Below are 14,739 nucleotides of genomic sequence, written 5' to 3'. Positions count from 1 at the left end.
ACCTTTTATAAGATTTATTTGTTCTTTATAATAAGGCATTTTTTTAAAACATTCATCATAGCTTGTCTTAAGACCATAAAAAAGGGTGGTTTTATGACCTATATAATTGAAAATGCTAATATTCTAAAGGAATCTGAATTACTTACTACCTCATTATTAGTAAAAGAGAACAAATTCGCTTATATAAGTAATAATATCAGGAAATATTCATTTACAAGAATGAATGCTGAACCGTATATCATGACACCTACGTTCGTTTTATTCGATTCCCTTGAACATTTTAAAAATAGTTCATTTCAAGAGAAAAAGGACTATTTTCTAAAGAATTTTGTTATGCAAGGCTGTACCACCTTTTTAACCTATGTAAATATTAAGTATGAAAATGAAGTATCTTCTAAAATTAAAAGTACAAAATTGGAGCTTATCAATTCACCGATCGACTACTTGATTGGAATCAAAGTACCACTCAGACTATTAACACCAGGCTTAATTCGAAAATGTAAGAAAGAAAAGGTGCCAGCAATTTTTATTGAATTAAATGAAATGGATGATTTGTCTATAATTCCATGGGGATGGATTCGAGAAGCGATGTTCCCATTTAATAGTCCCTTGATTCCGTATATAGTGGACATGGAAGTTCGTAAAAGCAAAAAACTATTATTTGAATGGAACAATGTTATGAAGGTGCAAAAGATTAATCACATAGAAGAGCCTTTATCGGAAAGGCAACCGCTTCAACTTAGAGTGTTAAGTAAATTAGGGATATTTCCGCTTAAATCAAGCATAGTTCAAGGAGGAGAAGTTAGTTATAATTTGTATAAGAAAAATAGAGAGTTCAAGAATATGGATACTCTAAGCCTATTTCAATATCATAATGAAAGACTTCTTGTTACGGTCCATAAAGGAATTGTTATTCGGGCATCAGAAGCAGGAATTCTATTCCGCTCGGGTTTTGGAGAGCATGTAAGTGTTAAATTGCCATCTTTTTTCTCAATATTGTAATTCAGAAAGGATAAAGTATGTATATAGTCGATGAAATTATCTCACTTTTAGAAGAAGGTCAACAAGCAAAGGCAATGGTAAAATATTCACATGTATTGAAAAAGGGAAATGCTGATACTCAGTTTGAACTTGGTGAAGGACTTTTTCAGTTAGGTTTTCTAGATGAAGCCAAAACATTATTTGAAATATTATTAAAGAAATTTCCTGAAGAAGGTGAGATTCTCGTCTTTCTTGCGGAAATAAATTTAGAGTTAGACCAAGAAGAAGAGGCGCTTGCACTACTAGAAAGAATATCTGAGCAAGATCCTAGCTTTCCGCAATCTTTATTACTTCTTGCAGACTTATATCAAATGCAAGGATTATTTGAAGTAAGTGAACAAAAAATTTTAAAGGCAAAACGGATATTGCCTAATGAGAAAATTATTGATTTTGCACTGGGAGAATTATATGCCGAACAAGGTAGATTATCCGAAGCTGTGGAAGCCTATCAACTAGTATTAGAAGAACAATCCGAGATTGCCGGCGTTAATTTACATCAGCGACTAGCAGAAGTCCTAAGTGTTTCAGGACAATTTGAAGCGGCTCTACCGTATTATGATAAAGCTCTAAACGAAAAATTAGAGATTAATACTTTATTTGGATATGCATTTACTGCTTATCAAGCAGGTTATTATCGTACAGCTATTGAAAAATTTAATGAGTTAAAAGAATTTGATCGTGAATATCACGCGTTATACTTGTATTTAGCAAAGTCCTATGAACAAGAAGGGGAGCTTGAGGAAAGCTTTCAAGCTATAAAGTCAGGCATATTACAAGATGAATTTAACAAAGATTTATTTTTTTATGGCGGGAAAATAGCTTTGAAATTAGGAAAAGAGGAAGAAGCCGAGCAGATGTTTAGGGATAGCCTTGTTCTAGATCCTGGATTTACAGAGGCTGCTTTAACATTAAATAAGTTATTCTTACAAAATGATCGCTACGAAGATGTGTTAGACCTAGTTCAATATCTTGAAACTCTCGAAGAGGAAGAGCCTCAGCTTTTGTGGGATGCAGCTGTTGCACTACATAAAACGGAAAATTATTTAGAGGCATTAAACAAATATAAACGTGCATATACTTTCTTTAAGAATAACGTTGATTTTCAAGAGGATTATGGTTATTTTTTAATGGAAGAAGGAAAAACGAAGGAAGCTGCCGAAATTTTTAATGAATTACTAAAAGAGGATCCAAGTAATGAAGAGTATTTATCTATACTCGATCGATTATCTTAATTTGAAGTAAATCAAAATCATGAATCTGCAGAGGAGGGATATAGAATGGCAACCCCTGTATCTGTCAACGAGAAGAAAGACTTTATTCGTTGGTTTTTAAATCACTACCAGTTAAAACGTAGAGAGTGTGTATGGATTCTCAATTATTTAATGAGTCATGATCAATTAATGGAAAAGGTCCATTTTGTGGATCAGGCACAATATTGTCCTAGAGGATTAGTAATGTCGACACATTGTATCGATAAAGTACCATTCAGATTTTATAAAGAAAACGTAATGACAACCGACGCAGAAAAGTCTTTTCATGATATTCGTTTAAATCGAGATGAAGAGATATACATTCAATTAAACTTTAACGCTTCTAATCAGGCACATCAATATGTGGCTGTTCTAGAAGAAAATCCCTACATGCCTAAACATCTTCAAATTAATGAAAATGACCGTGAAGTGGCAGAACAATTTTTAAAGGCGAGTATTGAACGATTTAAACGCGAGAAGCTTCTTTCGCAAATAGACGAGGCTCTCGATAAACAGGATCGCTCCGCTTTTTTAATTTTAACGAAGCAATTAAATAATCTAAAAAAATAATTCAAGCAGCTCAATCAAATATGAAATTTGATTGAGCTGTTTTTTTGTCTAGAAATACTAAATGTGAAAGTTCTGTGAACTTTTTTTAAAATGAGAAGGGTTTATGATAAAATGTAGAACTAGTTAAATACATAGTTAATTTTTTTAGAAAAATTGCCCATAATAATGATATGTTTAAGGTAGACTAAGAGTTGGGGGAAAAAGGATGAAATGGATACAAGAAGATATGGAGATGTTTGTAAAAGCTAGAGAATATCTAGATACTGTAGTTATACCTCTCTATCCAATATCGTTTGGAGAGGATGTTAAACAAACAGCGAATATGACTGAATTTATTAATTTATTAACAACACAATTAGAAAGACAATTTAAAGGGAGACTTATTTTACTCCCTGGGTTTACTTATTTTAAAAAGCAAGATTCAGATAAGCTAGTTAATGACCTATTACAATGGGAGAATACGCTTATATCAGAAGATTTTAAGCATGTTTTTTATGTAACCTCTGATAGTGATTGGAAATTGAAAGAACAAGAATTAACTGGATCGCTTATTTGGTTGCCTGCTCTACCATTAGAATTACTAGATGGAAAAAGTAGGAATACAATGATAGACGACCAAGTCAAGCAGTTATTAAATTTATTTGTTAAACGATGGCATAATGAATTGTGATTACTTTGTGAAGTATGTTATTGACCTTCAATAAAGATTGATATATCATTGTTATGTCCTAGTTTTATATGTATTAAGTTATGTCTATATTACTTTATATTGTAATAGAGGGGGGAAAAACATGAGTAAAAATCAAGTTTCTAGACGACAATTCCTAAGCTATACATTAACAGGAGTTGGTGGCTTTATGGCTGCTGGTATGTTAATGCCAATGGTTCGATTTGCAATTGATCCTGTGTTAAAGGCGAATGCAACTGGAGATTTTATTCCAACAAAACAAAAAATAGCAGATCTTACAAATGAGCCAGTCCGTGTAGATTATACATTTACACAAGTTGATGCATGGTATGAATCAGAAGTAACAAGTTCAGCTTGGGTTTACAAAGATGATAGTGGCAATGTTATTGCTCTTTCACCAGTATGTAAACATTTGGGTTGTACAGTTGACTGGAATACGGATAAGGCTAATCAAAACCATTTCTTCTGTCCTTGTCATTATGGTCTTTATACAAAGGATGGTTCAAACGTACCTGGAACTCCGCCATTGGCACCATTAGATGTCTTCCCATTTATTGAAAAGGATGGCTTCTTATACTTAGGTAAAGCGAAACCACGAAAGGAGGCGTAATAGATGTTAAACAAGATTTATGATTGGGTTGATGAGCGTTTAGATATTACGCCTATGTGGCGTGATATTGCCGACCATGAGGTGCCTGAGCACGTAAACCCTGCGCATCACTTTTCAGCATTTGTGTACTGTTTTGGAGGAATGACATTCTTCGTAACAGTTATTCAAATTTTATCTGGGATGTTTTTAACAATGTACTATGTTCCAGATATTCAAAATGCTTGGAGATCAGTATATTATCTCCAAAATGAAGTGGCGTTTGGACAAATTGTTCGTGGAATGCATCACTGGGGAGCAAGTCTTGTTATCGTAATGATGTTCTTACATACGTTACGTGTATTTTTCCAAGGGGCGTATAAAAAGCCTCGTGAATTAAACTGGGTAGTCGGAGTATTAATTTTCTTCGTAATGCTTGGTTTAGGATTTACTGGATATTTATTACCTTGGGATATGAAAGCGTTATTTGCAACAAAGGTAGGTCTTCAAATCGCAGAAGCAACACCATTAATCGGAACTCAAGTCAAAGTTCTTTTAGCTGGACATGCTGATATCGTAGGTGCTCAAACGTTAACTCGTTTCTTTGCTATCCATGTATTCTTCCTTCCTGCTGCCTTATTTGGATTGATGGCTGCGCATTTTATTATGATTAGAAAGCAAGGTATCTCAGGTCCTCTATAAGATTTTTCTTATTTGACCATACGTAAAAAAAGGAGGGGGATTGCACTATGCATCGTGGAAAAGGGATGAAGTTTGTTGGTGACTCTCGTGTACCAGCAGAGAGAATGCCAAACATTCCGAAAGATTATTCGGAATACCCAGGTAAAACCGAAGCTTTCTGGCCTAACTTCCTATTAAAAGAGTGGATGGTAGGAGCCGTATTCTTAATTGGTTTTTTATGTTTAACAGTAGCTCATCCATCTCCGCTAGAGAAAATTGCGGATCCTACTGATACAGCATATATACCTTTACCAGACTGGTATTTCTTATTTTTATATCAATTGTTAAAGTATTCTTATGCTTCAGGTCCATATACTGTCATCGGAGCAATGATTATGCCAGGTCTAGCATTTGGTGGATTATTATTGGCACCGTTTATTGACCGTGGACCACACCGTCGTCCATCTAAGCGTCCTTTAGCAACTGGTTTCATGCTATTGGCGATTGCTGGGATTTTCTATCTAACTTGGGAGTCCGTTGCTACTCATAACTGGGAAGCAGCAAAAGCTCAGGGGAAAATAGTTGCAGAAGTTGAAGTAGACCATGAAGCAGAAGGTTATAAGCTGTTAGAAGCCAATACATGTTTAACATGTCATGGCGCTGAATTAACTGGTGGTGCCGGTGCACCAGCTCTTGTTGGTGTAAAACTATCCAATGAGGAAGTTATGGAAGTAATTAAAAATGGTAGAAACGCAATGCCTGCTGGAATGTTTAAAGGTACTGATGAGGAGCTACAAAAAGTAGCCGAGTTCATTACAAGTCTACAAGAAAAATAAGAACTTTATAAAAAGCTGACGCTTATCGTCAGCTTTTTATTTTTTCACTCTAGATTATGATAGAATAGTGACAGACTTGAATAAATTAGAGGTGTTAATATGAATTGGATTTATGCTATTTTAGCAAATCGTAATGTCTTACTACTACTATTAATCGTAAATATAATAGGGACTTTATATGGGTACTATTGGTATGGATGGCAGTTAGCTGATACCCCGACGAAGTTTTTAGTTTTTGTTCCTGACAGTCCGACAGCAAGCCTTTTTTTTGTGTTTGTTTTAATAGCATTTTTATTAAAAAGAAATTGGGGACTAATGGAGGCATTAGCGATTGTCACTCTATTTAAATATGGTATTTGGGCAGTTGTAATGAACCTATTAGTTTTAGTTGAAATGGGTGAATTGGATTGGCTCAGTTATATGCTTATTGGTTCCCATTTTGCAATGGCGGTTCAGGGAATACTGTATGCACCATTTTATCGAATAAAAGTATGGCATATAATTGTGACAGCAATCTGGACGTTACATAACGATGTAATTGATTATGTTTTTATGATGCTACCAAGGTATCCAGTACTTGATTTATATACACCACAAATTGGTTATTTTACATTTTGGTTATCTATTCTATCTGTCGGAATAGCCTATTATTTTGGAATTAGAAAAAATAGACTAAAGCTTTCATAACATATTTAAAGAAAAATAATGGCTAATGGTCTAACCTTGTCCATCCTCTCATACATTTTATTAGTAATTAGAGGGGGGACAAGAATGAAATTGAAATTTTTAAGTGTATTTTTAGCAATATTTATGATTTTTCCATTATATGCAAATGCAAAAGAAGTTTCTTCACCTTTAACAGAGCTAGATCGAATCTCTGATGATGCATTACAAATGGTTAAACTTAGTAGGTTTGAGGATGCAAGAAAGCTTCTAGAATATTTTTCAAGACAATTTGTTACTCTTACAAGCAATGGTCAACAATTTTCGATGGATGAATTAAGAATTGTGACCATTTCACATAATGATGCTCTTGAAGCCGTAAAAAGTGAAAGCTTAGAACAGCCTGAAAAAATTAATAAACTTACTAAATTTCGACTAGTCATTGATGCGGTTTCCTCAACACATCAACCACTTTGGACTGAAATGGAAGGACCAATTATGTCAACCTTCCAACAAGTACAAGAAGCCGCAACGAATAAGGACAATGTCGGGTTTCATGAAAACTTTAATTCATTCCTAGCTTTATATGACATGGTATACCCAAGTATAAAAATTGATATTCCAGCTACACGAGTTCAAGCATTGGATGCTCGTATTAATTTTATTGATGAATTCAGACCCCAAGTACTTGAACAAGCGACAAGTCAAAAAGAATTAAAGGCATTAGAATCTGATTTAAAATCGATTTTTGATGACATGACTGAAGATGAAGCAGATCCCTCCCTTTGGTGGGTAATAATTTCTACTGGAAGTATAATCATTTTGACATTATCTTATGTCGGTTGGAAAAAATATAAAGGTGACAAAGAAATAAGGAAAGACTTTAAACGAGATTTCCGTGAATAACTAAGGTATACTATATTCATCTAGAGTAGCAACAGGAGGATGTTATGAGTAGTTATATAATTTATTTTGCGATTATTATTTTAATTCCTTTATGGGCCCAATGGAAGGTAAAGGCTGCATTTTCAACCTATTCAAAAGTTGAAAATTACAATCGAATTAGTGGGGCAGAAGCTGCGAGAAAAATACTTGATCATCACGGCTTGTACAATGTCCACGTAGAGATGGGTAGCGGTTTTCTAAGCGACCATTACGATCCAAGGGCAAAGGTAGTTCGTCTCTCACCTGATGTTTACCATGGCTGCTCGTTAGCTTCAGCAGCAATAGCATCACATGAAGTCGGACATGCCATTCAGGATAAAGAAGCTTATAGTTTTCTTCGTATTCGACATGCACTAGTTCCAGTGGCAAATATCGGGTCAAACTTTTCATGGATTTTTATTTTAATAGGGATTTTTGCCCATTTGAGTGGTATGTTGCTATTAGGGATTTTATTTATGGCAGCCGCAGTTGTTTTTCAAATTGTAACTTTACCAGTGGAATTTAATGCGTCAAATCGTGCGATGAATGAGGTTATTTCACTTGGTATTATTCGAAATGAAGAAGAAAGAAATACAAAGAAAGTATTAAACGCAGCAGCATTAACGTATGTAGCTGCAGCAGCCGTTGCTGTTCTTGAACTACTTCGATTAGTGATGATATACACTGGTATGAGTAGAAGTGAAGATTAATAAAAGAGGGTCTGTCCGTTTAAAGGATAGACCCTCTATTTTATCTCTCGATGGGTTTTTTGTTTTCATCTAAAGTAAAGCCTTCACCAAGAACATCATATACTTCACTTACTGAAACAAATGCATGTGGATCAATCGAAGTAATAACGCCTTTTAAACGGCCAATCTCGTTCCGACCGACCACGCAGTATAATACTTCTCTATCTTGTTTTGTGAAGGAACCATAACCTTTTAGAACTGTTACACCACGTTCCATTTCTTCCATTATTTTATTTGCGATTTTTTCGTTCTGTTCGGAAATAATCATTGCGCCTCTAGCTGAATAAGCACCTTCTTGGATAAAATCAATTACTTTTGCACCAACAAAGACAGCTACGAGTGTATACATGGCTTCCCGATATGGTAAATAAAAGATGATGGAAAGGGTTATGACACCTGCATCAAAAATAAACATTGTTTTTCCCATGCTCCAGCCTATGTACCTTTGGACTATTCGAGCAATAATATCTACACCGCCAGTTGTTCCACCATATCGAAATATGATACCTAGGCCAACACCAATAAAAACACCTGCAAATAGTGCAGCTAAAGCTAGGTCATCCTTTAAAGGAATTTCAACGAAGCTAAATCTTTGGTAAAGCCATAAAAAAACCGATAAACTAACTGTACCTATTAGTGTATAAATAAAAGCAATTCTTCCTAAAAATCTCCATCCAATAATAAATATCGGAATATTTAGCAATAAGTTTGTATAGGAAGGGTCCCATTTAAAAAGAAAATAAAGTAATAATGTAATTCCGGTAAAGCCGCCTTCTGCTAATTTATTTTCCATATTGAAATGAACAAGTCCAAATGAAAAAATGGCTGAGCCTAGTAAAATAAAAAATATATTTTTAAATTTAATTCCTAAAACCAAAACTTCCCACCCTTTCCTACTATTTCTAGCGTTATTTATTATATAGGATATAAAATAGATAGGCAATTTACTCACTTAATTAGAGAAATAACGAAAATATTGTAAAACGTGGATATTTTAGCTAACATGAATAGGAGAAGATAGTAATAGAGTAAAGACCCAAGGAGTATGAAAATTACTAGGAGTGACTTAAGAAAATGGAGAAAATCAAAATTGTTATAGCAGGACCTCGTGGTCGTATGGGTAAAGAGGCTGTAAAGCTTGTTAATGAGACAGAACATTTTCAGCTTATTGCCGTCATTGACCATAAAAACGATGGTATGAATTTATCGGATTTAGAAGGGTTTAGTGGAATAGTAGCACCGATTTATAGCAACTTAGAGGAATGTTTTAATCAAAATCAGGCAGATGTATTAATTGATCTTACTACACCAGAAGTAGGCATGTATCATGCTAGGACTGCTCTAAACTATGGCATACGTCCTGTAGTTGGGACAACAGGATTTACAAAGGAAGATTTGCAAGAACTGAATAATCTATGCGAAGAGAAGGGTTTAGGCTGTATCATCGCCCCTAATTTTGCAATAGGAGCTATTTTAATGATGAAGTTTTCACAAATGGCTGCTAAGTATTTCCAAGACGTTGAAATTATTGAATTACATCATGACCAGAAGCTTGATGCTCCATCAGGGACTGCAGTTAAAACGGTACAGATGATTTCAGAGGTTAGAGATTCTAAACAACAAGGGCATCCACAAGAAAAGGAAACTATTCAAGGAGCAAGAGGGGCTAATATAGAAGGCATGCATGTTCATTCTGTTAGGCTTCCAGGATTAATCGCTCATCAACAAGTCATGTTTGGTGCAGATGGTCAAACACTTACGATTCGTCATGACTCATATAATCGTGCCTCTTTTATGTCTGGTGTAAAAGTGGCAGTAGAGAGTGTTATGAAACTTAATCTCTTTGTATATGGTTTAGAAAATATTTTAGAATAGGGGATAAATATGAATATTGCATTAATAGCACATGATCACAAAAAAGATGACTTAGTAGCCTTTGCTGTTGCCTATAAGTCAATCTTCGAAGAGCATAACTTATTCGCAACTGGCACAACTGGTTTAAGAATAATGGAAGCGACTGGCCTTTCAATAGAACGGTTTAAATCTGGACCTCTAGGTGGAGATCAAGAAATTGGTTCCTTGATAGCCAAAAATCAGATGGATATCATCTTTTTCTTTCGAGACCCATTAACAGCCCAACCACATGAACCAGATGTTACAGCACTTGTTCGGTTATGTGATGTTTACTCTATTCCGTTAGCAACTAATATGGGTACAGCAGAAATGCTTATTAGGGGGTTAAAAGAAGGTCTCTTGGAATGGAGAGAGTTAAGAAAATCAAAAAATGGTGAAAATAATGGATGAAATAAAATTAAATATTTTAGCCTTTGGTGCTCATTCCGATGATGTTGAAATTGGAATGGGTGGCACAATCGCGAAGTATTCCGAAAAAGGATTAAAAATAGGAATATGTGATTTAACCGAAGCGGAGCTTTCCTCAAATGGGACAGTAGAGCTTAGAAGGCAAGAAGCATTAAAAGCTAGCCAAATATTAGGAGTATGTATTCGAGAGACTTTGGCTTTACCGGATAGAGGATTGTTTTTGCAGGAGGAGTACATACGAAAGGTTGCTGAGACTATTCGTAGATTGAAGCCCGACATTGTTTTTGCGCCTTACTATAAGGATCGTCACCCAGATCATGGGCATTGTGCTAGGATAGTGGAAGAGGCAGTTTTCTCGGCGGGTATTAAAAAATTTGTAACAGATAAATATAGCGAGCCTCATCGAGTATTGAATATTTATTTTTATATGATTAACGGTTTTCATAAACCAGATTTTACGATTGATATTTCGGAGCATATAAATGAAAAAAAATTAAGTTTACAAGCCTATGAAAGCCAATTTATTAGAAGTGATAATACATTTGAAACACCTTTAGTAAATGGATATATAGAAACAATTGAGGCAAGGGAAAAATTATTCGGTAAAGAGGTCGGGGTTGACTATGCAGAGGGTTTTTTCACAAAGAAACCTCTATTGTTCGATCTTGTAAAATAGCAAAAGGCTGTATTCGCATATAGTGTTGCTTTTCGAACAGAATCTGTTGAACGTTTCTAATATGGATTTCGTGCTCTTTTCCTTTATCAAAAAGAGTATATACTTAATAAATTTGAGATTAGAACCAAAAATCCAATTGCCGATTTTTATTTTGTAATATATAGCTACAAAGTTTACGAAAAGAGCTTAGGAGAATGAGGATGAAGAAGTTAAAGATTGGGATCACATGTTACCCAACAGTTGGCGGTTCAGGGGTTGTTGCTACAGAGTTAGGAAAGTTACTTGCAGAGAAGGGCCATGAGATACATTTTATCTCTTCAAGCCTCCCGTTTAGATTAACTAAAATGTATCACAATATATACTACCATCAGGTAGAAGTAAATCAATATTCAGTCTTTCAATATCCACCATATGATATTGCATTAGCAAGTAAAATGGCGGATGTTGCAAATCGTGAAAAACTAGATATTTTACATGTTCATTATGCGATTCCTCATGCTGTATGTGCGATTCTAGCTAAACAAATGATTAATCGAGATATTAAAATTGTGACCACGCTACATGGGACAGATATTACCGTTTTAGGCTACGACCCTACATTATCAGAAGCCATAAAATTCGGAATTGAAAAATCTGATTATGTTACGGCTGTTTCGAATTCATTAGTGAATCAGACTTACGATTTATTAAAAACAAGTAAGTTCATCGACACCGTTTATAATTTTATTGATGAACGGGTTCATAGGAAAATAAATTCCCTTGCTTTGAAGGACAACTTACATATACATAGTGATGAAAAAGTGATAATTCACGTTTCGAATTTTAGAACTGTTAAAAGGGTACAAGATGTTATTAAAACATTTTCCAAAATTGTAAAACACATTCCTGCAAGATTGCTTTTGGTTGGTGATGGACCGGAAATGACAGTTGTTTGTAATCTAGTTACAGAGCTAGGTTTACGTGATAAGGTGTTATTTTTAGGAAAGCAAGATAATGTGGAGGAACTTTATAGTTTGAGTGATCTCATGCTCTTATTGTCAGAAAAAGAAAGTTTTGGTTTAGTGGCCTTAGAAGCGATGGCGTGTGGTGTCCCGTGCATCGGTACTAATGTGGGTGGTATTCCAGAGGTAATAGAAGATGGTGTAAATGGTTTTATTTGTGAAGTAGGCGATATTGACATGATAGCCGATAGAGCATTGAGCCTTTTAAAGGATCCTATTACGTACGAAAGCTTTTCAAATCGTTCCCTTCAGGCAGTTCGAGAAAAATTTAATGCTAATTTAATTGTCCATCAATACGAAAAAATCTATTTTAAGCTTTTAACCGAAGAAAATGATTAACAATCCATGTAAGTTTGGATAGGTGAGAGAAATGATTAAAGCCTTTGTACAAGCCATTCCAATAATAGAAAAGATAGAACTAGCAGGGTATGAAGCTTATTTTGTAGGTGGCTCTGTAAGAGATTACTTATTAAAGAAAGATATTGATGATGTGGATATTGCTACATCCGCAACACCTGAGGAAATAAAGGAGATTTTTACAAAGACAATTGATGTTGGTATTGAGCACGGCACAGTAGTAGTGCTTTATAATGGTCAGTCCTATGAGATAACAACATTTCGAAATGAATCAGAGTATGAGGATTTCAGAAGACCTAAAGATGTTCAATTCATTCGGTCTTTATACGATGATTTAAAGCGTAGAGATTTTACTATGAATGCCATTGCCATGAATCGTGAAGGACGAATAATTGATCCGTTTTCAGGTTGTGAAGCCATTCAAAATAAACTCATTCAAACGGTAGGTGAGCCTAGAGAACGTTTTTCTGAGGATGCATTGCGAATGATGAGGGCAATTAGGTTTGTAAGTCAGCTTTCTTTTTCGCTTGAAGAAAAAACTTTAATGGCATTAAAGGAAAACGGTCATTTATTAAAAAAAATTTCGATTGAGCGTAAAACGAAAGAATTTGAAAAAATTCTATGTGGAAAAAATCGTCAAAGATCGATACAACTCTTAATCGATGCTGGTCTGCAAGCATTTCTACCAGGATTAGACAAAGAAAGCGAAGCATTACTGAAATTTTCGGGTTTTGAGTGTGAGAAGTTAAATTTAACTGAAATGTGGGCATTACTGCTATATACATTAAGAGTACCATCTGAAAATGGGATTTCGTTTCTAAAGACATGGAGATTATCAAATCAAAAAATGAAGATTGTTGCGAAAATAGTAGCCAATCTAGAAATTCGTTTTTCTAAACCATGGTCTGAACTTTCTTTGTATCAAGCAGGCGCAGAGATAAGTGTAAGTGTTGAAAAAATTTATCAAGTCGTAAACAGCGATGAAAAAAATGAACAAATGATTGAATTGAAGAAAAGATATCAAGACCTGGTCATAAAAGAACGAAGTGACTTAGCCATTACAGGTCAAGATTTAATAAGTTGGAAGGACGAAACAGGTGGTCCTTGGGTAAAAGAGCTAATAGAAAAAATTGAACAAGCGGTTTTAATAAGGAAAGTACCAAATGAAAAAGAAGCAATAAGGGAGTGGCTTTACACTTGCAATCTGAAATAAGGAAAAAGCTATTAGATGCATTTTCAAATAATGAAGACCAATATCTTTCCGGTCAAACCTTAGCTGATACCATTGGTTGTTCAAGGACAGCAATATGGAAGCATATAGAGGAGCTAAGGAAAGATGGTTTTGAATTAGAAGCGATCAGAAATAAAGGATATCGAATCGTAAAAACACCCGAAAGAGTAAGCGCTGATGAAATACGGTTAGGTTTAAAGACAAAGTACTTAGGTCAATCCATTCATTATGAAGACGCTGTAGACTCAACTCAACGTGTTGCACACCGGTTAGCATATGACCAATCTATGGAAGGTACTGTCGTTGTTGCCGAAGAACAAACTTTAGGACGGGGACGAATGGAACGCAAATGGTATTCTCCAAAATACACAGGCATTTGGATGAGTATTATATTGCGTCCCAAAATCCCATTACCAAAAGCACCTCAACTGACCTTAATTGCAGCTGTAGCGGTCGTACAGGCAATTGAGGAATTAACTGAACTTACCCCTCAAATTAAATGGCCAAATGATATTTTAATAAATGGAAAGAAAATGACAGGAATTTTAACTGAGCTACAAGCTGAAGCAGATCAGATTAATTCTGTTATTATTGGTATGGGGATAAATGTTAATCAAAAGTTGGAAGACTTTCCAATTGAACTTAGAGAAATAGCCACTTCACTAGCCATTGAACAAGGAGTCTATTTTTCTAGATCAGCCATAATCCGGTCTGTTTTAACTCATTTAGAAAAACTTTATTTTATATATATAGAAAAAGGATTTTTTCCGATAAAGATTTTATGGGAAAGTTATGCCATTAGCATTGGGAAGACAATTAAAGCTAGAACTTTATCTAATGTAATTGAAGGCAAAGCACTAGGAATTACAGATGATGGGGTTTTAAGGATTGAAGATCATTCAGGTGAAATACATTATATTTATTCGGCTGATATTGAGCTATCTGAATAATTGTTGAAAAAAATAATACTGTAATAGCCAATGGAAGTTTCATTTGCTATAATGCATATTGGGCAGTATCCAATGGAACTGCACCTAGGTAAATGGTTAGGATTAAACAAAATAATAAGTTCTGCCTAGATCCATTAACGGACCGGGACAGAGGGATGAAACGTGAGTTAGGGAGTACAGGATCCTTCTGCAATGCGGAGTGATCCTTTTTGTT

17 protein-coding genes are annotated in these 14,739 nt (G+C 34.9%); 16 read left to right on the top strand and 1 reads right to left on the bottom strand.

Annotated elements, in window-relative coordinates; genetic code table 11:
• Positions 1 to 93: 93 nt before the first annotated feature.
• The 10 genes from LRP83_RS09910 to LRP83_RS09865 all read left to right on the top strand — a co-directional run bounded on the left by LRP83_RS09910 (position 94) and on the right by LRP83_RS09865 (position 7,949).
• The gene (locus tag LRP83_RS09910) at positions 94 to 1,002 is read left to right on the top strand and encodes a hypothetical protein (RefSeq protein ID WP_230496535.1); all 909 of its coding nucleotides are present in this window, start codon (positions 94 to 96) and stop codon (positions 1,000 to 1,002) included.
• Positions 1,003 to 1,019: 17 nt separating this feature from the next.
• Positions 1,020 to 2,273: a tetratricopeptide repeat protein gene (locus LRP83_RS09905; protein WP_230496534.1), complete on the top strand. Its 1,254-nt coding sequence runs from the start codon at positions 1,020 to 1,022 to the stop codon at positions 2,271 to 2,273.
• A gap of 45 nt (positions 2,274 to 2,318) precedes the next feature.
• Complete coding sequence (locus LRP83_RS09900; protein ID WP_230496533.1) at positions 2,319 to 2,861, top strand: ReoY family proteolytic degradation factor; 543 nt, start codon at positions 2,319 to 2,321, stop codon at positions 2,859 to 2,861.
• Positions 2,862 to 3,066: 205 nt separating this feature from the next.
• Positions 3,067 to 3,531, top strand: coding sequence for a YpiF family protein (locus LRP83_RS09895; RefSeq protein WP_230496532.1), 465 nt, complete (start codon positions 3,067 to 3,069; stop codon positions 3,529 to 3,531).
• Between the two features lie 121 nt (positions 3,532 to 3,652).
• Positions 3,653 to 4,159 (top strand): QcrA and Rieske domain-containing protein, encoded by a 507-nt coding sequence (locus LRP83_RS09890; protein ID WP_230496531.1) that lies wholly within the window; start codon positions 3,653 to 3,655, stop codon positions 4,157 to 4,159.
• Positions 4,160 to 4,162: 3 nt separating this feature from the next.
• Positions 4,163 to 4,837, top strand: a complete 675-nt coding sequence (gene qcrB, locus LRP83_RS09885; protein WP_230496530.1) for a menaquinol-cytochrome c reductase cytochrome b subunit — start codon at positions 4,163 to 4,165, stop codon at positions 4,835 to 4,837.
• A 47-nt stretch (positions 4,838 to 4,884) separates the two neighbouring features.
• Positions 4,885 to 5,652: a menaquinol-cytochrome c reductase cytochrome b/c subunit gene (locus LRP83_RS09880; protein WP_230496529.1), complete on the top strand. Its 768-nt coding sequence runs from the start codon at positions 4,885 to 4,887 to the stop codon at positions 5,650 to 5,652.
• A gap of 99 nt (positions 5,653 to 5,751) precedes the next feature.
• The gene (lhaT, locus tag LRP83_RS09875) at positions 5,752 to 6,339 is read left to right on the top strand and encodes a lipoprotein heptaprenylglyceryl N-acetyltransferase LhaT (RefSeq protein ID WP_230496528.1); all 588 of its coding nucleotides are present in this window, start codon (positions 5,752 to 5,754) and stop codon (positions 6,337 to 6,339) included.
• A gap of 84 nt (positions 6,340 to 6,423) precedes the next feature.
• Entirely contained in the window at positions 6,424 to 7,221 is a 798-nt protein-coding gene (gene ypjB / locus LRP83_RS09870; protein ID WP_230496527.1) for a sporulation protein YpjB, read from the top strand.
• A gap of 44 nt (positions 7,222 to 7,265) precedes the next feature.
• Positions 7,266 to 7,949, top strand: a complete 684-nt coding sequence (locus LRP83_RS09865) for a zinc metallopeptidase (RefSeq protein ID WP_230496526.1) — start codon at positions 7,266 to 7,268, stop codon at positions 7,947 to 7,949.
• Positions 7,950 to 7,989: 40 nt separating this feature from the next.
• Here LRP83_RS09865 and LRP83_RS09860 read toward each other — a convergent pair whose 3' ends face one another.
• A complete protein-coding gene (locus LRP83_RS09860; RefSeq protein ID WP_230496525.1) occupies positions 7,990 to 8,865 on the bottom strand; it encodes a YitT family protein in 876 nt (291 codons plus the stop codon).
• Positions 8,866 to 9,062: 197 nt separating this feature from the next.
• On the opposite strand from LRP83_RS09860, the gene dapB reads away from it, so the two are divergent.
• From dapB to LRP83_RS09830, 6 genes are all read left to right on the top strand, one after another.
• On the top strand, positions 9,063 to 9,863 hold the full coding sequence (gene dapB / locus LRP83_RS09855; protein WP_230496524.1) for a 4-hydroxy-tetrahydrodipicolinate reductase: 801 nt from the start codon (positions 9,063 to 9,065) through the stop codon (positions 9,861 to 9,863).
• Positions 9,864 to 9,872: 9 nt separating this feature from the next.
• A complete protein-coding gene (gene mgsA / locus LRP83_RS09850) occupies positions 9,873 to 10,292 on the top strand; it encodes a methylglyoxal synthase (protein WP_230496523.1) in 420 nt (139 codons plus the stop codon).
• Positions 10,285 to 10,986, top strand: a complete 702-nt coding sequence (gene bshB1, locus LRP83_RS09845; protein ID WP_230496522.1) for a bacillithiol biosynthesis deacetylase BshB1 — start codon at positions 10,285 to 10,287, stop codon at positions 10,984 to 10,986. Before mgsA ends, bshB1 begins: the two co-directional genes overlap by 8 nt.
• A 200-nt stretch (positions 10,987 to 11,186) precedes the next feature.
• Positions 11,187 to 12,326: an N-acetyl-alpha-D-glucosaminyl L-malate synthase BshA gene (bshA, locus tag LRP83_RS09840; protein ID WP_230496521.1), complete on the top strand. Its 1,140-nt coding sequence runs from the start codon at positions 11,187 to 11,189 to the stop codon at positions 12,324 to 12,326.
• Between the two features lie 31 nt (positions 12,327 to 12,357).
• Entirely contained in the window at positions 12,358 to 13,557 is a 1,200-nt protein-coding gene (locus LRP83_RS09835) for a CCA tRNA nucleotidyltransferase (protein ID WP_230496520.1), read from the top strand.
• Positions 13,542 to 14,525, top strand: coding sequence for a biotin--[acetyl-CoA-carboxylase] ligase (locus LRP83_RS09830; RefSeq protein ID WP_230496519.1), 984 nt, complete (start codon positions 13,542 to 13,544; stop codon positions 14,523 to 14,525). Before LRP83_RS09835 ends, LRP83_RS09830 begins: the two co-directional genes overlap by 16 nt.
• Positions 14,526 to 14,739 lie beyond the last annotated feature (214 nt).

It is taken from the genome of Pseudoneobacillus rhizosphaerae (assembly GCF_917563885.1).
Taxonomy (GTDB): Bacteria; Bacillota; Bacilli; order Bacillales; family Cytobacillaceae; genus Pseudoneobacillus; species Pseudoneobacillus rhizosphaerae.
Note: the sequence above shows the minus strand (reverse complement) of the source record. Positions and strands in the feature narration are given on the sequence as shown.